This is a genomic window from Marisediminicola sp. LYQ134, from assembly GCF_046599635.1.
Classification (GTDB): domain Bacteria; phylum Actinomycetota; class Actinomycetes; order Actinomycetales; family Microbacteriaceae; genus Marisediminicola.
On the sequence record NZ_JBKIWP010000002.1, the window covers coordinates 606,126 to 629,545 of the forward strand.

Genomic DNA, 23,420 nt, shown 5'->3' on the forward strand with positions numbered 1-23,420 from the left:
GCTAGAAGATCATCGGGCGATCGTCGTCGTCGCCCTCGAGGGCGAGATCGACGACGACGGGAACGTGGTCGCTCGGCCCGTCGCCCTTGCGTTCCTCGCGGTCGATGTGGGCCGACGTCACGAGCTCGTCGAACGCTGTCGAGCCGAGGATGAAGTCGATGCGCATGCCCTCGTTGCGGGGGAACCGCAGCTGCTGATAGTCCCAGTAGGTGTATCCCTCGATGCCGCGCGAGCGCAGAGCGTCGATGAGCCCCGAGGCTTCGAACGCGCGGAAGGCGTCGCGCTCGGGCTCGCTCACGTGGGTGCGCCCCTCGAACACCGACCTGTCCCAGACGTCGTGGTCGAACGGGGCGATGTTGAAGTCGCCCATGAGGGCCAGCGGAGCATCGGGGTGGGCGGCGAGCCACGCCGTGGTCTCGTCGTTGAGCGTCTTGAGCCACTCGAGTTTGTAGGCGTAGTGGGGGTTGTCGAGTTCTCGACCGTTGGGCACGTAGAGGCTCCACAAACGCACCCCGTCGACGGTCACGGCGATCGCGCGAGCCTCGACGGGCAGTGCGCCGGTGTCGTCGGGCTTGCCGAACCCCGGGGCGTTCGCGAACCCGCGCTGCACGTCATCCATCGGCAGTCGACTCGCGAACGCGACGCCGTTCCACTGGTTGAGTCCGTGCAGAACGACGTCGTAGCCCGCCTCCTCGAAGACCTCGAACGGAAACTGGCTCTCTTTGCACTTGATCTCTTGCATGCCGAGAACGTCGACGTCTTCGCGCACGAGCCAATCGACGACCCTGGCCGCTCTCGTGCGGATCGAGTTGACATTCCAGGTGGCGACACGCATGGTCCCACGCTATCGCGGCGGAGGACTGTCAGCCTTTTCGCCCTCCAGTCACCCCCGTTCGAGGGTCACGGCGACGTACCGTCGAGGTATGGTCCGCAACGAACCCGAATCTCGTGCGGAGCAGCCAGACACGCCGTCGACGACGACGAAGAGCGAGAGTACGGATGCCGCGCCACGCGACGAGGCCACGACTCGAGTGACCCGGCCGCTCGCACCCCCGCCCGCCAAGCGCGCGCCCGCACCGTCGGGTGGTGCCACGTCCGGCGGCGCTGCGCCGCGCGCCCGCACCCCCCGCCAGACGTCGCGCCCCGCGTCTCGACCCGCGCCGCGTTCCGACGGGTCGTCGCCTGCGATCCCGAGCGCTCCGCCGCAGCCGGAGCGGGCTTCGCGACCCCGTCCGCGCGCCGCCACACCACTGGCTGCCGCGGGCTCGGCCGCGGACTCGGAGGCTGTTTCGCCTCCGGTGTCGGGCGCCGACTCGGGGCTGGAATCAGAGTCGACCTCCGGTCCGGAATCGACGGGGGAAGCCCTCACGGATGTCGACGCGGTGGCAGCGCTTTTCTCCGACCCTGTTGAGCCCTCGCCGGTCCCCCCTCGCGCCGACCGCACCGCGGCACCGCCGCGTGTCGCCCATCGGCCCGCGGTTCCCGTCGCGAACGCGCCCGTGCCCCTCACACCTCCGCCGCCTGCGAGGGGAGTGCTCATGACGGCGACGCGAGAGCGTCTCGCCGTCGCGATCCTCGCCGGGGGTGCGCTCGCCGCAGTCGTGATCGCGGGGGTGAGTGGTGGTTTCTCCGGTCGCGCCGTCGAGATGCAACCCGACCCCTCGGGTGCCTCGAGTTCGTCGTCGACCCTCGACCCGTCGCGCTCCGGGTCGACGGGTGACGGCACCCGACAGGGCGTCGGTGAGAACGCCGCGGGCGAGAACCGCTCGGGTCGGGGTGGCACCGGGCCGGGCGACGGCGACGCGCAGGACCGGCTCGACTCCGATGGGCGCTCCGATGCGCCCTCCGCGGGGGACGCGGCACACGGTTCGGGTTCCGGCACCGATTCCTGGCAGAGATCGGGGTCGCTCGACGCGTTCGAGCAGCGTGCCGCACGATTCTTCCCGGGCATGCAGCCGGGCTCGCAGCCCTCGGCATCGTCGCCCCCGTCGTCGAGTGCCGATCGCAGGCCGAACGCCACGAGAACACCGACCCCGCCGCGCGCGACACCGTCTCGGCCCGCACCCTCGCGGCCGCCGCAGTCGAACCCGGTGCCACCCGTGCGGCCGGCGTCGCCGAGCGTTCCCTCCACACCGACCGTGCCGGCGGTGCCCACACCACCCTCGACACCGGACACGCCGAGCACCCCGACCACACCGAGCACCCCGACCACTCCGTCGGTTCCGACCGACCCTCCCGCGGGGGAGTCGCCTGTTTCGCCGGCACCCGACCCGGAGGACTCGACCCCGGGTGGCGGCGGTCAGGGCGGCGGCCTGCTCGGCGGTCTCCTCGACCCGATCGTGGATCTCTTGCGCCCCTAGGCCGCGCTCACCGCAACCGGCGGTAGCCGCTCACGATGCGCTGCACGGCACTCGCGACGACGAAGAGCGCCCACACCGCGGCGATCTGCCACGCGACGAAAGGCAGGATGAGCCACGCGCTGTGCACGACGATCGTCTCGGTGCCTTCGGCGATTCGCCCGAGGAACGACAGTGAGCGGCCGTCGTCGAGGGTGCGCCCCGTGCGTTCCGCGATCGACGAGAACGCGAGAAAAGCGGTGCCGTTGACGTAGTAGGCGAAGAGCACGAGCAGAAACGGCCACCACGGGGCGTCGAACGCGGTGGTCACGCCGACGGCGACTCCGACGACGGTCGCGCCGTAGACCACGAAGTCGGCGACGATGTCGAGAAAACCGCCCGCTTCGCTCGCGCGCCCGACCGTCGCCGACCCCGGCCCCGACTCCGAACCCACGACGCCGGCGGATGTCGCCGCGATCGTCGCTCGCCGGCGGCGGGCGAGCGTGCCGTCGAGTCCGTCCGCGACGCGGGAGACGAGCCACAGCACGAGGGCGAGCGGCCACAGACCGGCGGCAGCCGCGCCCGCGCTCCCGAGTCCGAGCACGAGTCCCGCGACGGTCAGCCGATCGGGGGTGATGCCGGGACGGTCGATCGCGGCAGCAACCCCGGCGAGCACAGGGTCGAGCACGCGCCGAACGGGAGCGTCAAGCATCCGCTGAGGTGACGCCATCTGCGGAGGTGTCGGCGACGCGGGCGCCGCCGGCGGGCGCATCGTCGTCTTCGTGGGCTTTCTTTCGCGCCCGCACGCCGAAGAGGGCCCCCACGATCGTGAGCACGCCGAGGATGCCGAGGGACAGGTAGAGCTGCCACCCCATCTCGAGGCCGAACGCTCCGAGCGCCACGTAGGCGAGGGTGCCGGGGATGATCCCCACGGCCGTACCGATCGCGTAGTTGCGCCGGCTGACCCCGGTGAGCCCCGCGCTGTAGTTGATGACGGTGAAGGGGAGCACGGGGATGAGTCGCATGCCGATCATGGCGCCGAGCCCGCGCTCGCGCAGCACCGCGTCGACGCGCGCGACGCGCGAGCCCGTGAACCGCTCGACGGCGTCCCTGCCGAGAGCCCGGCCGATGACGAATCCGGCCGCGGCGCCGACGAGCGCGCCGAGGTATACGGCGAGTGACCCGAGGCCGAACCCCCAGATCACGCCCGCCGCGATGCCCACGAGGTTCTTGGGGATGGGCGTGAGTGTCACGACCCCGTAGGCGAGCACGAAGAGCACGATCCCGAACGCTCCGGCCTGCGCTGCCGTGTCACGGATGACGTCGACGGGAGGGATGTCGATGATGATCCCAACCACCACGGCGATGGCTACGAAGACCAGGAGGATGACGAGCTTGATGAGCGCCCGGCGACGTGCGCCCGTCTTTTCCGCATCCATCGGCGTCGGCCCTCTTTCGTTTTTCGTACATCGCGCGGCACAGACCGTGGGGGTGGACAGAGTGATCTAGGGTCAGAAGTCTTGCACCACTTGTGACCTGTCGACCGCACCGCCCACTCACGTCCCTGCTCATCGACCTCGTCGATGACACCTCACCGAGGAGTTGCCCGTGACCATCTTCCGTCGATCACCGCGAACACGAAGAATCGCTCTAGCCGGGGTCGCCGCAGCGCTCTTCGCCACAACGGTCGCGGGGTGTGCGGCGCCGTCGCCCGACGGCGCCACGTCGGCGTTCGAGAATTGGGACGAGGTCGTCGAGGCGGCCGACGGTCAGACGGTCTCGCTGTGGATGTTCGGCGGCGACGACCGGGCCAACGCCTACATCGACGACGTGCTCGCTCCCGCCGTCGCGGACGAAGGGGTCACCCTCGAGCGCGTGCCCGTCACCGACACCGCGGATGCCCTCAACCGCGTGCTCTCCGAACTGCAGGCCGGTCGCGACGACGACGGCTCCGTCGACCTCATCTGGGTCAACGGCGAGAACTTCGGCACCGGCAAGGAGGCGGGGGCGTGGTTGTGCGACTGGACGAGCATGCTGCCCAACATGGAGCGCACCGACCCCGACGACCCGCTGCTCACGAGCGATTTCGGCACACCGGTCGACGGGTGCGAGGCGCCGTGGTCGAAGGCGCAGTTCAGCCTCGTCTACAACTCCGACGTCATCGACGACCCGCCCTCGACCCTCGAGGGGGTGCTCGAGTGGGCCGAGGAGAACCCCGGCCGTTTCACCTACCCGGCACCGCCGGACTTCACGGGATCGGTGTTCACTCGCGAGGTGCTCTACAGCGTCTCGGGTGGCTATGAGAACGTGCCGCTCGAGTTCGACCAGGCCGCATACGACGAGTTGACTCCGGCGCTCTACGAGCGGCTGACCGAGCTCGCGCCGTCGCTGTGGCGCGAGGGCGACACCTATCCGACCACGGCCGACGAGCTCAACCAGCTCTACGCCGACGGCCAGATCGACATGACGATGACCTACGGACCGTCGACGCTCACGGAGCTCGTCGAAGACGGAACCTACCCCGAGGGCACGCGCATCCTGACCCTCGACGAGGGCACCGTCGGCAACGTGAGCTTCCTCGGCATCCCGTCGAACGCGGAGTCGGCGGCCGGCGCCATGGTCGTCGCGAACGTGGCGCTCTCGGTCGACCAGCAGGTGCAGAAGGCCGACCCCGACGTGTGGGGGCCGTTCACCGTGCTCGACTACGACTCGCTCACCGCCGACGAGCAGGCTCTGTTCGACGCGCTCCCCGAGTCGCCCGTCGTGCCGTCGTTCGAGGTGCTCTCGGAGAACGCCAACCCCGAGCTGTCGGCGGGCTGGGTGCCCGAGATCGAAGAGGGCTGGCGCTCGAGCGTCCTGGGCGCCGAGTAGCTCGAGGTGTCGGACGCCATGAGGGTCATCCTCGACTGCGACACGAAGAACGAGATCGACGATCAGCTCGCTATCGCCTATGCGCTCGGAAGCCCCGAGCTCGACGTGCTCGGCGTCGTCTCGGTGCAGAACACAACCGCGTCGGGTGTGGCATCCGTCGACGTCTACACCGCGGAGGCGCGGCTCGTGGCCGACCTGTGCGGTCGGCCCGATCTGCCGTGCCTGCCCGGTGCCCGCGCCCCGATGGAGACGCCGTCGACGCCCGTCGGCAGTGCCGGGCTCGACTTCATCGTCGAGCACGCGCAGATCGCTCCGCTGACCCTCCTCGCGACCGGCCCGATCACCGATGTCGCATCGCTCGTTCTGCAGCGACCGGATCTCGTCGAGCGCGTTCACGTCGTGTGGGCCGGTGCCTTTCCCGACGAGGCCACGTGGAACCGCTTCCGGCTCGGCGAACTCAACGCGCGCGCCGACATCGCCGCCTGGAGAGCGCTCTACTCGAGCGACATCCGGCTCACGCTCCTGCCGGGCTGGCCCGCCATCGCGCGCGTCGCGGTGCCCTGGCGCGACTACTCCGCGCAATTGCGTGACCTCGGGGGCGAGCTGAGCGAGTTCCTCGCGACGATCATCGAGGAGTACTCGGCCTCCCGCAGCTCGTGGTGGCTCGGCAGCGAGGAGGCGCAGCGCCACAAGATCCTGTGGGATGTCGTCAACGTCGCGATTCTGCGCAACCCCGCGTGGGTCACCCTCGAGCACCGCGACCTGCCGACCCTCGATGCGGCCGGCGCCCCCGATTACTCCCGACCGGCACGATCGGCGGACGTGTGCGTCGACGTCGACGAGCGCGCCATCATCGACGACCTCTGGACCGTGCTCGAGTCGTTCGCGACGGGGCGCTCCCCGGTCGTCGGGCCCGCGAACGGATGAGCCTCGCTCCGCTGCCCACCCGCTCCGACGCCGCTCGGGCCGCGGGCGCGAAGTCCCGCGTCGTCGGCACCCTCATGGTGATGCCCGCCCTCATCCCCGCGCTCTTCGTGGTCGTCGGAGGAACGGGGGCCGCGATCATCCAGAGCCTCGGTCTCATGCCGCTCATCGGGCCGATCACGTTCGGGCTGGATGCCTACACCGCGCAGGCGTCGGCCCTTCCGACCGCGATCGGGGTCTCTCTCGGTATCGCCGCGGCGTCGACCCTCATCTCGGCGGTCGTCGGGTTCGCGGCCGCCCTCGTGATCGTCTCCGGGCGTTTCGGCGGCCGGCTCATCGCCCTCATCAGCGCCTCGTCGGTCACGGTGCCGCACCTTGTCGGCGCCGCCGCGATCGGCCTGCTGCTCGCCGACTCCGGGTTTCTGCCGCGCCTGCTCGGCATTCCGTCCGACGCGTGGCCCCGCCTCGTCGGCGGACCGTGGTGGGTCGCCGTGATCGCCGAATACGCGTGGAAGGAGTCGGCGTTCGTCGCCCTCGTCGTCGCCGGCACGCTCGCGACACGCGTGGCCCGATACGACGAGACGGCCGCGCTCCTCGGCGCGAGTCGCGCCAAGCGTCTGCGCTTCGTCATGGTGCCCCTCGCTATGCCGGCCCTCGTGATCTCGTGCACGATCACCTTCGTCTTCACCCTCGGCTCCTACGAGGTCGCGTGGCTACTCGGGCGCACCTACCCCGAGCCTCTGCCCGTGATGGCGCTCCGCCTCTTCGGGTCCATCTCGCTCGCGTCCCGCCCCGAGGCGGCCGCCGTCGCCGTCGTCACGACCCTCATCTCGCTCGTGGTCGTGGCTCTCGCGTTCTTCGCCCTCCGTCGAACGGCGGTGTGGCGCTGACATGACGCTCTCCACTCGCTCCCTCACGGCGGATGTCCCCGACCGCCCCCGCGGCACCCTCAGGCTCCCCGGCGACCCCGGCACGAGACTCACGGTCTCGCGCGGTGCCGGTCGTGTCGCGCGCATCTCGGGCGCGGTGCTCCTGACCGTGTGGTTCGTGCTCCCGTTCGCGCCTCTCGTGCTGTGGGCCTTCGCCGACCGCTGGTCGTTTCCCGCCGTCTTCCCCACCGATTGGGGCACGCGCGGGCTCGAGACGGCGCTCGCCCAGGGCGCGGTGCCCGCGTTCGGCCGCTCCCTCATGCTCGGGCTCCTCGTCGCGGCGATCGCGACACCGATCGGCGCGATGGCCGCTCGAGCGCTCACCCTCGGTCGCGTGCGGTGGCCGCGCGCGGTGAGCGTCATCCTCCTCGCGCCGATCGCGCTGCCCGCGTTCGCCGCGGTCATGGGCCTCAATGTCATCCTCTTGCGTGCCTACATCCCGCCCCTCGTCGGGCTCGTGCTCGTGCTCGTGGTCGTCTCGCTGCCGTACACGACCTTCGCGATGCGGGTCGCCTACGCCGCCCACGACATCCACTACGAGGAGGAGGCGCGCACCCTCGGCGCCTCGCCGTTCCAGGTGCTGTGGCGCGTGCACATCCCGCTCGTGGCCCCCGCGCTCGCGCGCGCCGCGTTCCTCGCGTTCCTCGTCGGGTGGAGCGACTACATCGTCACCGTCATCATCGGCGGCGGCACCGTCGTGTCGCTGCCGCTCGTGATCGCCTCGACCGCGTCGGGCATCGGCAACGACTCCAACACCGCCATCCTGTCTCTCGCCGCGGTTCTGCCGCCGCTCGCACTGCTCGTGCTCACCGGCCTCGCCGGCCGCCGGCCCGCGGGCACCGACCGAACGGAGGAGCCGCGTTGAGCGCTCACCTCACCCTCGACTGCGTCTCGAAGTCGTTCTCCGACGCCCACGCTCCCGCCCTCGACGGCGTGACGCTCACGGTCGCGGCGTCGTCGTGCACCGCCATCCTCGGGCCGAGCGGCTCGGGCAAGAGCACCATCCTGCGCGTGATGGCCGGCCTCGATCACGTGAGCGACGGTCAAGTGCTCGTCGACGGAAAGGATGTCGCGGGCCTCGCCCCCGAGCGCCGGGGAATGGGCATGGTCTTCCAACGCCCCCTCCTCTTCCCTCACTTGAGCGTTCTCGACAACGTCGCTTTTGCAGACCGGGTCGCGGGTGTTCCGCGAGCGACGGCACGATCGAACGCCGAGCGGTATCTCGAGATGGTCCAGCTCGGGGGCTACGGCAAGAGGCCGATCACGGCGCTCTCGGGCGGTCAGGAGCAGAGGGTCGCGATCGCCCGAGCGCTCGCGGCGAAACCCGACGTGCTTCTGCTCGACGAACCGTTCAGCGCGCTCGACCCCGCGCTGCGCGAAGACATGCACGTGCTCATCGGAGACATCAGGGAGGCGCTCGCCCCCACGATCGTTCTCGTGACCCACGACCGCGACGAGGCGTCGGCGGTCGCCGACCAGATCGCGATCCTGCACGAGGGCGAGTTGCTGCAGCACGACACCGTCGACCGCATCTACAACCGGCCCGCGTCGGTTCGCGTGGCGCGACTCATGGGCGGTGCGAACGAGGTTGCGGGCGAGGTGCGCGGGGGAGTGCACCACAGCGCACTGGGCGCCGTCGAGCTCGGCGACGCGGTCGACGACGGCCCGGGTGTGCTCGTCGTGCGTCAGGAGGCACTCGGGGTGCGGTCGAGCGACGGCGCGGTCGGCGGCGACGAAGTCGAGGGCACGGTCGCCGACATCCGGCACCTGGGCCCGCGGCGCATCCTCACGATCGCGTTCGGCCCCGCCGGCGAGGTGCGGCTGGGGGCCGAGCTTCCTCCCGGGCAGGGCGTCGCGGTCGGGTCTTCGGTCACCGTGCGGTTGCCGCGTGCCGCCGTCTCGGTCGTGCCCGCGGGGCGGTAGGGCGAGCTCGGGCACCGGTCGCTGATCGCGCAAGAGCGCGCCGACCTACGAGAGGCCGACCGACGCGCGGACCTGCGCACCGTCCCTAGGCGACGCCCCTAGGCGTCGTCCCTACGCGTCGACGTGCCGTCCGGTCTTGCGCACGGGGCTCAAGCCGTCGGGGCGCGACACGATTGCGGGCTCGGCTTGGTCGCCCGAGCGTCCGATGAGCGGCAGGAGCTTGCGCAACCCGATGTTCTCGATCGGGTCGAGCACCGAGTGCTGCGTGCACGCGGGCACGAGGCGCCCGTCTTCGGGGTGGCTCATGGCGTACATGCACGAGCCGAGGCGCTCCTGGGTCTCGCGGATCTTCGGGTCGTCACTCGTGACGCCCTCCTCCATGAGCTTCCACGCGGGGGCGACGACATCCGCGTCCATGAAGTTGTGCACCACGAAGGTCTTGAAGCCGAGCTTGCCCTTGCGAGCGGCTCGCAGCATGCGGCCGACCCCGCCGGCGCGCTTGACGACACGACGGGCGAGCCCGATGAGGGGCGGGATGTCTCCGGGGTGACCGGCGATCGCCCTGATGATCTTGATCGTGAGGATGTGCGTCGGGATGTCACCGAAGATCATCCCGCCGAAGTGGTCGAGGAAGCGATCGCGCGCGGCGATGTCGCGGGGGTCGTCGGCATCGAGCAGCACGGCGAATCGCCCGTCCACGCGCATTCCGACGGTCGAGCGGTTGCATCGCGGGTCACCGAACTGGGTGGCCTTCCACGGAATCTTGTGGCCGGCACCCTCCTCGATCTGATCCCACACGGCATCGATCGTGACTTCGGTGAAGTCCTCTTTCCAACGCCGGTCGTCTCCGATGAAGGCGGCGGGCTGGAACGACATCATGTCGAAGGGCATCTCGAGAACGTCGCGCGTGACCGAGCCGACCTCGCCGACGTTCGACGGCGTCACCGTCATGTTGTGCGCGAGATACGACTTCACTCCGTGCTCGCGCTTGAGGTCGACGAACATCTGGGCGAACTTCTCGCGGAACGGGTTGAGCTCCCCTTCGCTGCGGGGCCGCACCGCTCCCCGCCGACCGCGCATGAGCGAGTCGAAGTGGGCTGCGAACGACACCTTCTTGAAGCGCGGTGAACCGTCGGCGTCGAGCACGACGTCTTTGAGGTAGTCGTAGGAGAAGTCGCCGTGGGTCATCGACATGGGCTCGCGGCCGAACTTGCGCATCGTCAGGAGGGCCTGGGCATGGTCTTCTGCGGGGAGGAGACTGACCTCGCCGCCGATGAGCTGGGCGTGGGCACGAGGGCCGCGCACCTGGTGCAGAAACTCCATCTGCTCGTGCACTTCGGCGACGGTGTGGTCGCCGTCGATGCGCACCTTGTTGGCGTCTGCCGAGTGGTAGCACGGCGAACACGTGAGGTCGCACTTCGGAAACACCCCGTGGGTGCCCTCGCAGCCGACGGCACAGCGACCGAGCAACTGATTGTCGGTCTTGACGTGCTCGGGCAGTTCGGCCCAGCGCTTCGCGAGCGCCCGCTTCGTGTGCGGGTGGATCGGCCTCGTGTCGAGTTCGAACGAGCGGATGCGATTCGCGAGCGACATGCGGTCTCCAGTGAGGTCGGTCGGCCGAATGGTCGCCATCGGCCTGCGTCCGCTGAGTGGCCCAGACGGACGCGAACTCAGCCTAAATGCTTCGGAGCGCTCGACAAGGGGGTTTGGCCACTTCGCGTTTCGTCGCGGATCACTTCACTCGCGACGCGCGGATGCGGCCGAGCACCCCCGTGGCCTTCGACACGAGCCCCTGCCCGAGGCGGGTGCGCACGTCGGAGACGCTCGCTTGCCAGAGGGCGTCGCTGAAGGTCGGGTAGGCGTGCGTCGCGCCGGCGAGGGAACTCGTCGACAGCCCGTTCTTGACCGCCACGGACGCTTCACCGAGGGTCTCGCCGGCGCGAGGCCCCACGATCGTGGCCCCGAGGATGCGTCCTTTCGCGTCGACGACGATCGACGTGTAGCCGTCGGTCTCCGATTCGGCGATCGCGCGATCGAGGTCGGCGTGGTCGATCGTGATCGTGCGCGCGCCGTTCGCGTCGGCATCCGTGGGGCTCAGACCGACGGCCGCGACCTCGGGGTCGGTGAACGTCACTCGGGGTACGGCCGCAGTGTCGACCGAGCGTGTGAGCCCGAGGATCGCGTTGGTCGCGGCGAGGCTGCCGTTGACACCGGCGGTGTGGGTGAACTGCGGCAAGCCGGTCATATCGCCGGCCGCCCACACGCGCGGGTTGCTCGACCGCAAGTGCGCGTCGACGCGCACGTCGCCCTTCTCGTCGAGCCGCACGATCGCTCGAGCGCACTGCAGCGACCCGGTGTTCGGGGTGCGGCCGAGCGCGACGACGACGCGGTCGAACTCGACGACCGATCCGTCGTCGAGGGTCGCGGAGCCCCGAGTGCGATCGTGCGGCGACGCCGTGAACGACACGACCTCGGAAGACGTGCGGATGTCGACACCGTCGCGGGTCATTGCAGCGTGCACGATCTGCGACGCCCGACGCTCCTCTTTCGGGAGGATGCGCTCGCCGCGGTGCACGAGCGTCACGGTCGAACCGAGTCTCGTCATCGCGTGCCCGATCTCGCACCCGATCGCGCCGCCCCCGAGCACGAGGAGGCGCTCGGGCAGGTCGCGGATGTTCCACAGTGTCTCGCTCGTGAGCACGTCGACCCCGTCGATCCCGTCGATGTCGGGCACCACGGGGGAGCCGCCCGTCGAGATGAGGGCCTGGCGAAAACCGATCGTCGTGCCGTCGACGCTGATCGACCGCTCGCCCGTGAACGCCGCCTCGCCGATCAGCACGTCGACCCCCGACGCGGCGAGCGACTCCGTCGAATCGGCGGGAGCGACCTCGAGCATCGCGTCGGTCACGCGCTGCATGACAGCGGCGAAGTCCACCGTGACCCCCTGGGTCGTCACTCCGAGTCGAGCGGATGTGCGCGCCGAGTGCGCCGCGCGAGCCGCGACGATGAGCGATTTGGAGGGCACGCAACCGGTCCACAGGCAGTCGCCTCCGAGCCTGTGGCGCTCGATGAGCAGCACTCGGGCCCCGAACCCCGCCGCCGTGCGACTCGCGACGAGCCCTGCGGTTCCCCCTCCGATGACGACGAGGTCCCACGCGATCTCGGCCGCGGCCGCCAGGGTGAGGGTCGAGAGGGTGGTTCCGCCGAAGGAGTCGGGTGCGCTCGTGCTCGGGCTGTCGCTCGTGTCGTCGCTCATGGGAGCGAGCGTAGACCGTCATAGGCTGGCGCGGACGAGAGGCGGGGCATGGCCATCTTCCGGCGTTACGGGGTCGGCGCGAAGTTCTACGACGTGCTCTCGGGCGAGCGGTTCGTCTACCGCGCGGGGCGGGTCGCGGGCATCCGCGCTCTGGCTCCCGCGCGGGGAGACGTCGTGCTCGACCTCGGGTGCGGCACGGGCCTCAACTTTTCTCTGCTCGTCGACGCGGTCGGTCCCGAGGGAGCGGTGATCGGGCTCGACGCGAGCCCCGACATGCTCGCGATGGCGCGGGCGCGCATCGACCGCGCGGGCTGGCGCAACGTCGCGGTCGCGGTGGCCGACGCGACCGCGTTCGACCCCGATGTGGTGGCGCACGCACTCGAGGGCGCGCACCGGTCCCGGGTGCGACCAGACGACGATCCCGCCACGACGCCTCCCGATCGCCCGGTCGACGGCGTGATCTCCACCTACGCCATGAGCATCTTCGGCGACTGGCCGGCGGCATGGACACGGGTGCGCGCGGTACTCCGCCCCGGCGGGAGCGCTGCGATCGTCGACATGCATGTGCCCGTCGGCCGCGCCGCCGTCTTCGGGCCGCTCGCGAGACTCGCCGCGGCGACGGGGGGCGCAGACCTCACGGCCCGACCGTGGGAGGCGGTCGAACGCGACGGCGTAAATGTGAGGTCGGTGTCGGTGCGGGGAGGCCACATCCAGGTGCGGGCCGCGGTCATCCCGTGAACCCTCACCCTCTCGTCTAAAGTGAAACCGTGACCGACGTACGCAGCGAGCTCATCGAGCACATTTCAGCCGGGGCAGTGTTCCACGGTGACTTCACCCTCACGAGCGGCAAGAAGGCCACCTACTACGTCGACCTGCGCAAGGTGAGCCTCGACCACCGTGTCGCCCCGCTCATCGGCGCGGTCATGCTCGACCTCATCGCCGAGGTTCCGGATGTCGACGCCGTCGGTGGTCTCACGATGGGTGCCGACCCGATCGCGGCCGCAGTGCTGCACCAGGGTGCTGCGCGAGGGCTCACCTACGACGCGTTCGTCGTGCGCAAGGAGCCGAAAGACCACGGGCGCGGGCGACAGGTCGAGGGTCCCGACCTCGCGGGCAAACGCGTCATCGTGCTCGAAGACACGTCGACGACGGGGGGCTCGCCCCTCGCGGCGATCGCCGCCGTGGAGAAGGTCGGCGCCACCGTCGCGGCCGTCGCGGTCGTCGTCGACCGCGCCACCGGTGCGCGCGAGATCATCGAGAACGCGGGATACCGCTACCTCGCCGCCATCGGCCTCGCCGATCTGGGGCTCGAGCCGTGAGCGACGACCGCCCGCGTTCAGCGTGGGGGCGGATCTTCCGTCGCGGCGATGCGCCCGACGCCCCTGATACCGCTGACGCCGTCGGTGCCCCGGATTCGACCGACGCGGATGTCGCAGCGACGCGGTCACTCGCCACCGCACCCACCTCCGACGACCCGGGCTCATCCGACGACTCCGTGACGTCGGACTGGTTGAGCGAGCAGTTCGACGAGTCCGACGGATCGACCAGCCAGAGCGGGTTCACGTGGGGCCTTCGGCCGCGCGTCGTCGCCGACCCCGAAGCAGCCGACCCCGAGGCAGCTGACGCCGAAGCTGCCGACCAGGAAGCAGCTGACGCGGAAGCAGCCGACCCCGAAGCTTCCGACCCGGAAGCTTCCGGAGTGACCGACGCGGACGGCGCGGACCGATCGGAAGGCTCCGGCGTCGACGATTCCGTCGACCTCGACCTCGACCTCGGCGTCGCCCCGGCGACCCGGGTTCTGCCCGCGAGTCCGTTCGCCCCGCCGCCCCCTCGCGGAGGCGAGGATACCGGAGCGGCTGCGGTCGGCGCAGCAGGCTCGGCTTCGGCCCCCGCGTCTTCATCCACTTTTCTGGACTCTGCGTCACCGAGCACCGCCGAGATCGCCGCGGCGCTCGCCGCAGCCCGGGTCGCCCGCGCGGCCGCCGTTGCGGGCGCCGCTGCCGCCCGCAACGCGGCGCGGGCGTCCGACGCCGACGGCCTCGAACCCGAGGTGCTCGGTGCCGATTCGCGCGACGCCGACCTGCGTTCGGCCGACTCGGGCGACACCGCGGCGACGCCGGTCGGCACCGGTCTGCCGGCCCCCGTGTCGGCCGCCGCGCAATCCCGACTGTTCTACCCGCCGCCCCCCGTGATCTCACCCGTGCCCGAACGCGTGCCGGCCGAGACGTCTGCCCCGAGTACGCCGAGCACCCCGAGCACCCCGAGCACCCCGAGCACCCCGAGCGCTCAGGACTCGGGCGTTGCTGCTGCTGAGGCGCCACCCGCACCAGCCCCCGCACCCGCTCCGGTGACACCGGTGAGCATCGAAGAGGTGCTCGACGCACCGTCTCCCCGCCGCGCGGCTCGAGAGGCCGCGGCTCGCGAAGCGGCAGCGCGTGCGGCCGCCGAACGCGGCGAAACCGCGGTCGACTCGACGAGTTCGGCGTCGGCGGCCCCTGAGGCGAGCCCGAGCGGCAATTTCTCTGACGAGCGCGACAGCCCCGCCGCCGAGAGCGACCCCGTTCCTCTCGTCGAGCCCACGGCCGCGAGCCGCGGCTCGCGCGAACTGCCTCCCGAGCTCTTGCGCGATGTGACCGCCCGAACCGGTCCCGTCGCGACCGACGCTCCCCCCGCGCGAGACGTGGCGAGCACGCAGACCGTTGCGGGTGCGCCCGACCTCGCCACGCGCGAAGCGGCCGCCGCACCCGAGACCGCGGCGCTCGACATGTCGGACTGGGATTCGGTCGATTCCGGGTCGTCCGGCGCTGACTCGCCCGATGCTGATTCGGCCGATGCCGATTCGCACGATCCCGACTCAGGCGTCGCGGACTCGTCCGACGCGACCACCTCAGACGATGCGGCAGCCCGCCGCTCCGGGCGAAACGGGTCGGACTCCGGCGCACCCGAGCGCGCGGCCCCCGGACCTCCCGCTCTCGCGTGGTTGCCCGAGCGGGCAGAGGCCTCACCCGACGCGGCGCGCGAGTCTGCTCCCGCGCTCGACATCGACGCCCTGTTCGCCCCGCGTGACGACGCCGACGACGAGGGGCTGTCCGATGCCCGCGCCCGTGACGCGCCACGCGACACCAAGCGCGCGTCGTCGTCGGGGCGTGACGCGATGTCGACCGTTCAGCGCGTCGTGCTCGGTGTGCTGCTCACCGCCGCGGTCGCCCTCGCGGTCGTGCTCGGCGTCATCCTCGCGAACCGCTAGCCCGACGCGCGACTCCGCTCGAGCCCCGGTGCCAGACGGGGGCGACGGCGTCGGTGTCAGACCAGTCCGCTGTCAGAGCAGGTCGGTCTGGTACGGCTCGGTGTCGACGAGGTCGATCACGCCGTCGAGCACCTCGGTCGGGCGGAACGGGTAGCGCTCGATCTCCGCGCGATCGCTGATGCCGGTGAGCACGAGGATCGTGTGGAGCCCGGCCTCGATTCCGGCGACGATGTCGGTGTCCATGCGGTCGCCGATCATCCCGGTGTTCTCGGAGTGCGCACCGATCTTGTTCATCGCCGAGCGGAACATCATGGGGTTCGGCTTGCCGACGACATACGGTTCCATGCCGGTGGCTTTCGTGATGAGTGCCGCGACGGCGCCCGTCGCCGGCATGGGGCCTTCGGCGCTCGGGCCGGTCGCATCCGGGTTGGTGAGGATGAAGCGCGCCCCGCCGAGGATGAGCCGGATCGCGCGCGTGATCGCCTCGAACGAGTAGTTGCGGGTCTCCCCGACGACGACGTAGTCGGGTGAGGTGTCGGTCATCACGAATCCAGCTTCGTGCAGGGCCGTCGTGAGTCCGGCCTCGCCGATCACGAAGGCAGAGCTGCCCGGTGCTTGCGACGCGAGGAAGTCGGCTGTCGCGAGGGCGGACGTCCACAAGAACTCTTCGGGCACGTCGAGCCCCGAGGCTTTCAACCGGGCGCTCAGGTCGCGCGGGGTGAAGATCGAGTTGTTGGTGAGAACGAGGAACGGGTTGCCCTTGTCGCGCCACTGCTGCAGCAGGTCGGCTGCGCCCGGCAGAGGGTGGTTCTCATGGACGAGCACGCCGTCCATGTCGGTGAGCCAGCATTCGATGTCTTCGCGTTTGCTCATGGGGCCCATGCTAGCGACCCGGCCTCCTGCCGCGCCCTGTCACGGCTCGCAGCGGCCCAGCCGGTACCCTCGACCAGTGACCGACCTCCCCCCTGACGCTCGAGCGAACCCCAGCGTCGAGCTCACGACCAACGGCCTCGGGCCGTGGGTGGGGCAGCGGCCCGACGATGCGCGCTACGACCCCGAGCTGCTCGAGCGCGGCGACTCCCGCAACGTCATCGACCGCTACCGCTATTGGCGCATGGACGCGATCGTCGCCGACCTCGACGAGTCGCGGCATCCGTTCCACGTGGCGATCGAGAACTGGCAGCACGACATGAACATCGGGTCGATCGTGCGCAGCGCGAACGCCTTCGGGGCCGACGCGGTGCACATCATCGGTCGCCGCCGCTGGAACAAGCGCGGGGCCATGGTCACCGACCGCTACCAGCACATCGTGCACCACGACACGGTGGACGAGTTCGTGGCCTGGGCGGGCGAGCGCGACATCCCGGTCATCGCGATCGACAACCTGCCCGGCTCCGTCATCATCGAGACCTTCGCGTTTCCGTCGGCGTGCATCCTCCTGTTCGGGCAGGAGGGGCCCGGACTCTCGGATGCCGCGGTGCGGGCGTCGTCCGCGGTCGTCGAGATCAGCCAGTTCGGGTCCACCCGCAGCCTCAACGCGTCGGCGGCTGCGGCGGTCGCGATGCACGCGTGGGTGCTGCAGCACGTGACTTTTCCCCGCTGACCCGCTCCCTCGCCTGACCGCGGAGTACCGTAGCGGAATGACCAACAACCTCCTCGGCCCCGCAGAGACGCTCCTTCCCGAAGACCCGGAGGTCGCGGCATCCGTCGCCAGCACGGGTCTCGACGCCGAGGACGTCGTGGTCGCACATCCCTCGTCGCCGCTCGCGTGGGCGCTGCTCGCGAACAACGCGTTCAACGCCGGAAAGACCATCGAGTCGTACGCCTTCGCGCGGGTCGGCTACCACCGCGGGCTCGACGCGCTGCGCAAAGCCGGGTGGAAGGGTCACGGTCCCGTGCCGTGGTCGCACGAACCCAATCGCGGGGTGCTGCGGGCGTTCTACGCGCTCCGCCGCGCCGCCGAGGCGATCGGTGAATCGAGCGAGGTCGAGCGACTCGGCGCCCTCATCACTGACTCCGACCCGACCGCCGCGGCGCAGATCGAGGCCGAACGGCGCTAGCTACCGCGCCCGTCACCGCGATCTACGCACCACCTCCCGGCCGACTACTGCACTTCACGATCCCCGTGGCCCCGAGCATCGACTGTCGTCGACGGCGTTGTTAGCGTCGACGGCACGTTCGCGTTTGGTGGGGTTGCTTCACTGGGTGGAGCGGTTCATCGTTTGAGCGCGGGGGCGGGGGTCCCCATCTATCGGGGGGATCCACCGTGACCACATCTCTGCACCCATCACAGACCGACACCGACACCGACACCGGCGCCGCCCTCTCTGCGACGCGCCCGTCGCCGCGAGCCCACCGCCGGGGACCGCGCGCGAGGGCCGTGCTCGCGGGCGGGCTCGTGCTCGGCGTCGGCGCTGCGATCACCCTCGCGGCGTGGAACGACTCGGAGTTCGCGACCGGCGTCTTCACCTCGGGGTCGTTCAACCTCGAGGGCAACGAGGTCACCGCCGCCGGTCCCTACAGCGACCACGCTGAACCCGGTGACGCCGCGGCCCTGACCTTCACGGCCCCGTTCGACAACCTGGCTCCCGACGACGTCGTCTATTCGGGCTACTGGCTGCGGCTCGCCGCGGGCACGACCGTCGACGCCACCCTCGCGGTCGAGTCCATCGCGACGACAGTGCCCACGGCGCCCGCCGTCGGCAACGAGGAGAACCTGAGCTACGACATCTACTCGATCCCGTCGGGATCGCCGTGTGGCGCGGCCGCCGTCGCGGGGGAGACCCCCATCGCGTCGGGTGCCGACCTCACGTCGAACGCGGCCGTCGCGAGCGACACCGTCGACCTGACCCAGGGTGCCACGGTCGACGACGCCGGGTCTGCCGTTCAGCTGTGCATCGTCGTGACCGCGAACGACGACCTCGAGCAGTCGGTGGAGACGACGTCGACGTGGCAGTTCACCGCCACCTCCGTCGACGGGTAGGCCACGATGGTCTCCCCGCACCGGGAGCGGTCGACGACGAGGTCGTGGTGGTTGCGCGCGCGGGCGCTCGCGGTCGGCGGGCTCGTGTTGAGCGCAGGAACGGCGGCGACGCTCGCCGCGTGGAACGACAGCGAATACGCGAGTGCCACGATCACGGCGAGCGTGTTCCAGATCGAGGGCAGCACGACGTCGTCGACGACCGGATACAGCGACCACGAGGCATCCGCGTCGGCCGCGGCGCTCACCTTCAGCCCGCCGGTCGGTGCCATGACGCCGAGCGCGCAGACCCACGCCGGGTTCTGGGTGCGCACGAAGTCGGCGAGCACCGCCGGCACGATCGTCGTGCAACCCCCGGTGTCGACGGGCGCGCTCGCTCCCGCGCTCACCTACGGCATCCGCGTGGTGCCGGCGACGGGCGGATGCACGGCCGCGACCTTCGGCGCGAGCACGACCACGATCATCCCGCCGGGAACCGCGCTGACGGCGACGACGGCGGGAACCTCGATTCCCATCGCTGCGGCGGGGGCGACACCCGTGCAACTCTGCTTCCAAGTGACACTCCCGTCGACGACCGCCAACACGTTCCAGGGGACGTCGGCCACGCCCACGTGGCAGCTTCTCGGAACCTCCACCTAGCCGGCACCGCGTGGCGAGTCGACGAGGGGCACCGGTAGCCCACCGGGCGAGGAGGCAGCGGCGATCGGTCGCGAGCCTGCTCGCCGGTGGGCTGCTCAACGTGCTCGCCGCGGGGGGTGTGCTGTGCGTCGCGCTCGTCGTGCTCGGCGTCGTCTTCGACATCACGCTCATCATGTTCAAGACGGGGTCGATGTCTCCCACGATCCCGACGGGGTCACTCGCCGTCGTGCGCGAGGTGCCCGCGTCGAGCATCGCCGTGGGCGACGTCGTGACGGTCGGCAGACCGGGCGAGCTGCCGGTCACGCACCGCGTGACGAGCGTGTCCGACGGCGCGGTCGAGCCGGGCGCGACGCGCGTGATCACGATGCGCGGTGACGCGAACGAGACCGACGACCCCGCCCCCTACTCCGTGAGCTCCGTGCGATCGGTGCTCTGGTCGGTGCCGCACCTCGCCTACACGGTGCAGTGGTTCTCGAACCCCGTGGTGCTCGGGAGCATCACCGCCGGAGCGGCCGCGCTCGTGACCTGGGCGTTCTGGCCCAGGCGCGCGGGTGCCCGAGATGTCGGGGTCGAGGCATCCGCACCCCGACGGCACCGCGACTCGCGAGCGCGACTGGGTGGGTCGACGGTCGTCGTGCTCGGGCTCGCGACGGGGCTCGCTCTCGCGACCCCGCAGACTAACGCCATGGCGACCGCGGCGAGTGTGCCGGCGGCAGGTGCGAGCGCCGCTCCGGGGTCGGTGAGTGTCGCGCGCATCTCCGGGGAGTTTCTGACCCTCACGACCGTGAGCGACCGGAGGGCGATGACGAACATGGATGTCGGTGCCTCGGTGGTGTGGACCGTCGGTGTCGAGGCGGCACCCCCGCATCCCGTGCCGGTCACGTTCGGGGTCGCGCTCGAGTCGTCGCAACCGGGAGTGTTCTCGCACCTCATCGAGGCGTGTTCGCGGCAGTGGGAAGACGACGCGTGCTCGGGAGAGAGAGTCGTTCTGCAACCGGAGGCACCCGTCGTGTCGAGCGAGGTCGAGGTGCTCGGCGTGATGTCGTCGAACGAGGAGCGGTGGTTGCGGGTCGTCGTCTCCCGCAACGCCACGGGACACGAGAACGGAGTGCGCGCCGACGTGGAGATCCACGCGTGGGCGGAGGGCGACAGGGTGGGGGTCGGAAGCGGTTCGGCTGGGCAGGACCCGGAGCAGGATGGCGCGGGCGGGAGTCCCGGCGGGGGCGGAGGAGGTTCAGGCGACCTCGGGTCGGCGAGCGGCGGTTCGCTCGCGTGGACCGGCGCCGACCCGCGGTTCGGCGCGCTTCTCGCTTTCGGGGCGATCACCGCGGGGCTCGGCGTCGCCGCCGTAGCCACCGTGCTGCGCAAACGGGCACCGCGGAGAGACCGATGAGCACCGAGCGCGCGAGCATGCCATCGTGGCGAGCGGGACTCGCGGCGCTGGGCGCGGCAGGCGTGCTCGTGGCGGGTGCCGCCATGGCGCCCCAGCCCGTCGAGGCGAACTTCACGAACTCCGAGTTCGCACGAGGAACGGTCACGGCTGCGACGGTCAACCCGCCGCTCGGGCTGGTGGGTGCGCCGACAGTGATCGGATGCAGCACCAATTTCTTCGGGAATATGACTCTGACGTGGAGGGCCCCGTCGGGAGGGATTACGCCGACCGCCTTTCGAGTGGAGCTCTTCGGGGCCGGGTCGACACCTGTCTACTCCACGACGGCCCCAGCGACGACACTCAGTCGAACGATCAACGCCGACCTGCTCGGGGGGCTGCTCGGGGAGGGGAATTACACGGCCCGCGTCACAACGATCGCGACGGGGGACCAGTGGACATGGTCATCGACCTCGACGCTCGACCGAAACGTGCGAATCACGATTCTGGGCGGATGGTCGTGCAACACCTGAGTTGACGGACACCTTCGATAGACTCGCGTGTACCCCTTTCGCAACAGAAGGAGCGGCCATGCCCGCAGTAGTGATCATCGGCGCCCAGTGGGGTGACGAGGGCAAAGGCAAGGCGACCGACCTCCTCGGCAGCCGCATCGACTACGTCGTCAAGTTCAACGGTGGCAACAACGCCGGCCACACGGTCGTGATCGGCAACCAGAAGTACGCCCTCCACCTCTTGCCGTCCGGAATCCTCACCGACGGTGTCGTGCCCGTGATCTCGAACGGGGTCGTCGTCGACATCGAGGTGCTGTTCGACGAACTCGATGCCCTCATCGCGCGCGGGGTGGATGTCTCGAAGCTCCGCGTGAGCGCGAACGCCCACGTCATCACGCACTACCACCGCACCCTCGACAAGGTGACGGAACGTTTTCTCGGCAAGAAGCAGATCGGCACGACCGGGCGCGGCATCGGCCCGAGCTATGCCGACAAGATCAACCGCGTGGGCATCCGCATTCAGGATCTGTTCGACGAGGGCATCCTGCGGCAGAAGGTCGAGGCGGCTCTCGACCAGAAGAACCACTTGCTCGTCAAGGTCTACAACCGTCGCGCAATCCTCGCCGACGAGGTCGTCGAGACCCTGCTGTCGTATGCCGACCGGTTGCGCCCCATGGTCGCCGACACGTCGCTTCTGCTCAACGAGGCGCTCGACGAGGGCAAGACCGTGCTCTTCGAGGGTGGCCAAGCGACCATGCTCGATGTCGACCACGGCACCTATCCGTTCGTGACGTCGAGCAACTCGACGTCGGGCGGCGCGGCGACCGGTGGCGGTATCGGCCCGGGACGCATCGAACGGGTCATCGGCATCGTCAAGGCCTACACGACGCGAGTCGGCGCCGGCCCCTTTCCGACCGAGCTCTTCGACGAGTCCGGCGAGTTCTTGCGCGCCGCCGGTTTCGAGTTCGGCACGACCACCGGTCGTCCTCGCCGCACCGGTTGGTACGACGCACCCATCGCGCGCTACTCGGCGCGCATCAACGGGGTCACCGACTACGTCATGACCAAGCTCGACGTGCTCACGGGGCTCGAGACCATCCCGGTCTGCGTCGCCTACGAGGTCGACGGCGTGCGCGTCGACGAGGTGCCGGTCTCGCAGTCCGACTTCCACCACGCGAAGCCCATCTACGAGGAGTTCCCGGGCTGGAGCGACGACATCACGGGGGTGCGCGAGTTCGGCGACCTGCCTGAGAACGCGCAGAAATACGTTCTCGCGATCGAGGCGATGAGCGGATGCCGCATCTCGGCGATCGGCGTAGGCCCCGGCCGAGACGCCATCATCGCGCGCCACGACCTGCTCGACTGATGGGCGCCGTCGCACGTCGCCTCGCACTCACGTCACTGGTGGTCGGGAGCGTCGCCGTTCTCGCGGGATGTGGCGCCGGTTCGGAGACGACGGCCGACCCCGCACCATCCGCTGCGCCGTCTTCGCCGTCTGCGTCGCCGTCACCGTCGCCCGAGCCGTCAGAGCCGGCGGCGCCTGCCGTCGACCCGGCTACGGGGCCGGAGTTCACCGTCGAGCTCACGTCGGGGGAGATGACTATTCGCGCCCCCGAGGGGTACGCCGATGACGACGCCGTTCGCGACCCCGACGGCGGCTTCACCGCTCTTCCCGCCGACCTCCGGAATATCCTGCGGTTCGAGGTCGATCAGTACAGCCCGTTCGGCGACGCCGACCTCGACGTCTTCGCGACGGAAAGAGTGGAGAGCCCCGAGAGCGGGCAACCGATGGAGCGACTGCCCGATGTCGTGGCCGGAGGTCAGACCTTCTACCAGATCGCCGGAGCCGACCCGCTCTTCGACGGCTGGGTTCACGAGTTCGGCGTGCGCTACGACGAATTCGACATCTTCATCTTCATCCACAGCAATCCCGACACCCCTCAGGCTGAGCGCGACGCCACCAACGCATCGGTGCTCGCGTCGGTGACGCTCCCGTAGCGTTCCGGTGCGGGCCCGGCCTCTCGGCCTGCGCCTTCGCCCTCGACTAGAACTCGTCGAGGTCGACGCCGTGATCGTGGGCGTCGTTGATCGCTTTGGCCTCGGTGGCCTTGGTGTTGCGGTTGATGCGGGAGCGGATGTCTTCGACCGCCGCCGCGATCGCCGCGCGGGTGTCGTCATCCGTGTCGATGTCGACGTCGACGGGCATGGCCACGACCTCGCTGCCGGCGTCGAGGGTCATGAGCGCTTCGGTGAGCTTCCCGTCGGGGGTGAACGACGGCACGCACACGGCCTCGGAGTGGTCTCGCCGGTCGATGGCGGTAACGAGGTCGAGCAGAGCGTCGGTGATCTCGTCCGTGGTCACAAACGACTTGGAGGCATAGGTCAATTCGCGCATCGTTCCATCTTGGCCCAGGGGGCGGTGGGCCGCGCACCC

24 protein-coding genes are annotated in these 23,420 nt (G+C 70.2%); 17 read left to right on the top strand and 7 right to left on the bottom strand.

What is annotated here, in order from left to right:
- Position 1: 1 nt before the first annotated feature.
- Positions 2-835: an exodeoxyribonuclease III gene (locus ACLHIH_RS11470; protein ID WP_411316949.1), complete on the bottom strand. Its 834-nt coding sequence runs from the start codon at positions 833-835 to the stop codon at positions 2-4.
- Between the two features lie 703 nt (positions 836-1,538).
- On the opposite strand from ACLHIH_RS11470, the gene ACLHIH_RS11475 reads away from it, so the two are divergent.
- A complete protein-coding gene (locus ACLHIH_RS11475; RefSeq protein WP_411316950.1) occupies positions 1,539-2,360 on the top strand; it encodes a hypothetical protein in 822 nt (273 codons plus the stop codon).
- A 7-nt stretch (positions 2,361-2,367) separates the two neighbouring features.
- Here the strand turns inward: ACLHIH_RS11475 and ACLHIH_RS11480 are convergent, their stop codons facing one another.
- Together ACLHIH_RS11480 and ACLHIH_RS11485 are read right to left on the bottom strand one after the other, a co-directional pair.
- Complete coding sequence (locus tag ACLHIH_RS11480; RefSeq protein ID WP_411316951.1) at positions 2,368-3,048, bottom strand: CDP-alcohol phosphatidyltransferase family protein; 681 nt, start codon at positions 3,046-3,048, stop codon at positions 2,368-2,370.
- Positions 3,041-3,775: a TVP38/TMEM64 family protein gene (locus ACLHIH_RS11485; protein ID WP_411316952.1), complete on the bottom strand. Its 735-nt coding sequence runs from the start codon at positions 3,773-3,775 to the stop codon at positions 3,041-3,043. The genes ACLHIH_RS11480 and ACLHIH_RS11485 overlap by 8 nt, the downstream gene beginning before the upstream one ends.
- Before the next feature lie 169 nt (positions 3,776-3,944).
- On the opposite strand from ACLHIH_RS11485, the gene ACLHIH_RS11490 reads away from it, so the two are divergent.
- From ACLHIH_RS11490 to ACLHIH_RS11510, 5 genes are read left to right on the top strand one after another with little or no spacing between them, the layout of a single operon-like run.
- Positions 3,945-5,207 (top strand): ABC transporter substrate-binding protein, encoded by a 1,263-nt coding sequence (locus ACLHIH_RS11490; RefSeq protein WP_411316953.1) that lies wholly within the window; start codon positions 3,945-3,947, stop codon positions 5,205-5,207.
- A gap of 18 nt (positions 5,208-5,225) precedes the next feature.
- Positions 5,226-6,134, top strand: coding sequence for a nucleoside hydrolase (locus tag ACLHIH_RS11495; RefSeq protein ID WP_411316954.1), 909 nt, complete (start codon positions 5,226-5,228; stop codon positions 6,132-6,134).
- A complete protein-coding gene (locus ACLHIH_RS11500) occupies positions 6,131-7,021 on the top strand; it encodes an ABC transporter permease (RefSeq protein ID WP_411316955.1) in 891 nt (296 codons plus the stop codon). Before ACLHIH_RS11495 ends, ACLHIH_RS11500 begins: the two co-directional genes overlap by 4 nt.
- Position 7,022: 1 nt before the next feature.
- On the top strand, positions 7,023-7,925 hold the full coding sequence (locus ACLHIH_RS11505) for an ABC transporter permease (RefSeq protein WP_411316956.1): 903 nt from the start codon (positions 7,023-7,025) through the stop codon (positions 7,923-7,925).
- A complete protein-coding gene (locus ACLHIH_RS11510; RefSeq protein WP_411316957.1) occupies positions 7,922-8,983 on the top strand; it encodes an ABC transporter ATP-binding protein in 1,062 nt (353 codons plus the stop codon). Before ACLHIH_RS11505 ends, ACLHIH_RS11510 begins: the two co-directional genes overlap by 4 nt.
- A 111-nt stretch (positions 8,984-9,094) precedes the next feature.
- Here the strand turns inward: ACLHIH_RS11510 and ACLHIH_RS11515 are convergent, their stop codons facing one another.
- Positions 9,095-10,576: a hypothetical protein gene (locus ACLHIH_RS11515; RefSeq protein WP_411316958.1), complete on the bottom strand. Its 1,482-nt coding sequence runs from the start codon at positions 10,574-10,576 to the stop codon at positions 9,095-9,097.
- Between the two features lie 139 nt (positions 10,577-10,715).
- On the bottom strand, positions 10,716-12,239 hold the full coding sequence (locus ACLHIH_RS11520) for a dihydrolipoyl dehydrogenase family protein (RefSeq protein WP_411316959.1): 1,524 nt from the start codon (positions 12,237-12,239) through the stop codon (positions 10,716-10,718).
- Between the two features lie 48 nt (positions 12,240-12,287).
- Here ACLHIH_RS11520 and ACLHIH_RS11525 point away from each other — a divergent pair, with 48 nt between their 5' ends.
- The 3 genes from ACLHIH_RS11525 to ACLHIH_RS11535 are packed head-to-tail and all read left to right on the top strand — an operon-like array spanning position 12,288 to position 15,486.
- Positions 12,288-12,977 carry a class I SAM-dependent methyltransferase gene (locus ACLHIH_RS11525; RefSeq protein ID WP_411316960.1) on the top strand — a complete coding sequence of 230 codons (690 nt, stop codon included), beginning with the start codon at positions 12,288-12,290 and terminating at the stop codon, positions 12,975-12,977.
- A 29-nt stretch (positions 12,978-13,006) separates the two neighbouring features.
- Positions 13,007-13,558 (top strand): orotate phosphoribosyltransferase, encoded by a 552-nt coding sequence (pyrE, locus tag ACLHIH_RS11530; protein WP_411316961.1) that lies wholly within the window; start codon positions 13,007-13,009, stop codon positions 13,556-13,558.
- Positions 13,555-15,486, top strand: a complete 1,932-nt coding sequence (locus ACLHIH_RS11535; protein ID WP_411316962.1) for a hypothetical protein — start codon at positions 13,555-13,557, stop codon at positions 15,484-15,486. Before pyrE ends, ACLHIH_RS11535 begins: the two co-directional genes overlap by 4 nt.
- 72 nt (positions 15,487-15,558) lie before the next feature.
- On the opposite strand, the gene ACLHIH_RS11540 is transcribed toward ACLHIH_RS11535, so the two are convergent.
- On the bottom strand, positions 15,559-16,359 hold the full coding sequence (locus ACLHIH_RS11540) for an HAD-IIA family hydrolase (protein WP_411316963.1): 801 nt from the start codon (positions 16,357-16,359) through the stop codon (positions 15,559-15,561).
- 7 nt (positions 16,360-16,366) lie between these two features.
- Here ACLHIH_RS11540 and ACLHIH_RS11545 point away from each other — a divergent pair, with 7 nt between their 5' ends.
- The 8 genes from ACLHIH_RS11545 (at position 16,367) to ACLHIH_RS11580 (ending at position 22,984) form a co-directional block, all read left to right on the top strand.
- The gene (locus ACLHIH_RS11545) at positions 16,367-17,089 is read left to right on the top strand and encodes a TrmH family RNA methyltransferase (protein WP_411316964.1); all 723 of its coding nucleotides are present in this window, start codon (positions 16,367-16,369) and stop codon (positions 17,087-17,089) included.
- Positions 17,090-17,126: 37 nt separating this feature from the next.
- Entirely contained in the window at positions 17,127-17,546 is a 420-nt protein-coding gene (locus tag ACLHIH_RS11550) for a DUF3151 domain-containing protein (protein WP_411316965.1), read from the top strand.
- A 206-nt stretch (positions 17,547-17,752) separates the two neighbouring features.
- Positions 17,753-18,469 (top strand): SipW-dependent-type signal peptide-containing protein, encoded by a 717-nt coding sequence (locus tag ACLHIH_RS11555; protein WP_411316966.1) that lies wholly within the window; start codon positions 17,753-17,755, stop codon positions 18,467-18,469.
- Between the two features lie 6 nt (positions 18,470-18,475).
- Entirely contained in the window at positions 18,476-19,105 is a 630-nt protein-coding gene (locus ACLHIH_RS11560) for a SipW-dependent-type signal peptide-containing protein (protein WP_411316967.1), read from the top strand.
- A gap of 10 nt (positions 19,106-19,115) precedes the next feature.
- Positions 19,116-20,498 (top strand): signal peptidase I, encoded by a 1,383-nt coding sequence (locus ACLHIH_RS11565; protein WP_411316968.1) that lies wholly within the window; start codon positions 19,116-19,118, stop codon positions 20,496-20,498.
- Entirely contained in the window at positions 20,495-21,007 is a 513-nt protein-coding gene (locus ACLHIH_RS11570; protein WP_411316969.1) for a hypothetical protein, read from the top strand. The genes ACLHIH_RS11565 and ACLHIH_RS11570 overlap by 4 nt, the downstream gene beginning before the upstream one ends.
- Positions 21,008-21,065: 58 nt before the next feature.
- Positions 21,066-22,352, top strand: coding sequence for an adenylosuccinate synthase (locus tag ACLHIH_RS11575; RefSeq protein WP_411316970.1), 1,287 nt, complete (start codon positions 21,066-21,068; stop codon positions 22,350-22,352).
- Complete coding sequence (locus tag ACLHIH_RS11580; protein ID WP_411316971.1) at positions 22,352-22,984, top strand: hypothetical protein; 633 nt, start codon at positions 22,352-22,354, stop codon at positions 22,982-22,984. Before ACLHIH_RS11575 ends, ACLHIH_RS11580 begins: the two co-directional genes overlap by 1 nt.
- Before the next feature lie 46 nt (positions 22,985-23,030).
- Here the strand turns inward: ACLHIH_RS11580 and ACLHIH_RS11585 are convergent, their stop codons facing one another.
- Positions 23,031-23,381 carry a hypothetical protein gene (locus ACLHIH_RS11585; protein ID WP_411316972.1) on the bottom strand — a complete coding sequence of 117 codons (351 nt, stop codon included), beginning with the start codon at positions 23,379-23,381 and terminating at the stop codon, positions 23,031-23,033.
- Positions 23,382-23,420: the final 39 nt, after the last annotated feature.

What these genes read in the sequence shown, in the direction of transcription:
- ACLHIH_RS11470 (WP_411316949.1), bottom strand. Translation starts at nt 835, where the DNA reads ATGCGTGTCGCCACCTGGAATGTCAACTCGATCCGCACGAGAGCGGCC.
- ACLHIH_RS11475 (WP_411316950.1), top strand. Translation starts at nt 1,539, where the DNA reads ATGACGGCGACGCGAGAGCGTCTCGCCGTCGCGATCCTCGCCGGGGGT.
- ACLHIH_RS11480 (WP_411316951.1), bottom strand. Translation starts at nt 3,048, where the DNA reads ATGCTTGACGCTCCCGTTCGGCGCGTGCTCGACCCTGTGCTCGCCGGG.
- ACLHIH_RS11485 (WP_411316952.1), bottom strand. Translation starts at nt 3,775, where the DNA reads ATGGATGCGGAAAAGACGGGCGCACGTCGCCGGGCGCTCATCAAGCTC.
- ACLHIH_RS11495 (WP_411316954.1), top strand. Translation starts at nt 5,226, where the DNA reads ATGAGGGTCATCCTCGACTGCGACACGAAGAACGAGATCGACGATCAG.
- ACLHIH_RS11500 (WP_411316955.1), top strand. Translation starts at nt 6,131, where the DNA reads ATGAGCCTCGCTCCGCTGCCCACCCGCTCCGACGCCGCTCGGGCCGCG.
- ACLHIH_RS11505 (WP_411316956.1), top strand. Translation starts at nt 7,023, where the DNA reads ATGACGCTCTCCACTCGCTCCCTCACGGCGGATGTCCCCGACCGCCCC.
- ACLHIH_RS11515 (WP_411316958.1), bottom strand. Translation starts at nt 10,576, where the DNA reads ATGTCGCTCGCGAATCGCATCCGCTCGTTCGAACTCGACACGAGGCCG.
- ACLHIH_RS11520 (WP_411316959.1), bottom strand. Translation starts at nt 12,239, where the DNA reads ATGAGCGACGACACGAGCGACAGCCCGAGCACGAGCGCACCCGACTCC.
- ACLHIH_RS11525 (WP_411316960.1), top strand. Translation starts at nt 12,288, where the DNA reads ATGGCCATCTTCCGGCGTTACGGGGTCGGCGCGAAGTTCTACGACGTG.
- ACLHIH_RS11540 (WP_411316963.1), bottom strand. Translation starts at nt 16,359, where the DNA reads ATGAGCAAACGCGAAGACATCGAATGCTGGCTCACCGACATGGACGGC.
- ACLHIH_RS11545 (WP_411316964.1), top strand. Translation starts at nt 16,367, where the DNA reads ATGCTAGCGACCCGGCCTCCTGCCGCGCCCTGTCACGGCTCGCAGCGG.
- ACLHIH_RS11550 (WP_411316965.1), top strand. Translation starts at nt 17,127, where the DNA reads ATGACCAACAACCTCCTCGGCCCCGCAGAGACGCTCCTTCCCGAAGAC.
- ACLHIH_RS11560 (WP_411316967.1), top strand. Translation starts at nt 18,476, where the DNA reads ATGGTCTCCCCGCACCGGGAGCGGTCGACGACGAGGTCGTGGTGGTTG.
- ACLHIH_RS11570 (WP_411316969.1), top strand. Translation starts at nt 20,495, where the DNA reads ATGAGCACCGAGCGCGCGAGCATGCCATCGTGGCGAGCGGGACTCGCG.
- ACLHIH_RS11575 (WP_411316970.1), top strand. Translation starts at nt 21,066, where the DNA reads ATGCCCGCAGTAGTGATCATCGGCGCCCAGTGGGGTGACGAGGGCAAA.
- ACLHIH_RS11580 (WP_411316971.1), top strand. Translation starts at nt 22,352, where the DNA reads ATGGGCGCCGTCGCACGTCGCCTCGCACTCACGTCACTGGTGGTCGGG.
- ACLHIH_RS11585 (WP_411316972.1), bottom strand. Translation starts at nt 23,381, where the DNA reads ATGCGCGAATTGACCTATGCCTCCAAGTCGTTTGTGACCACGGACGAG.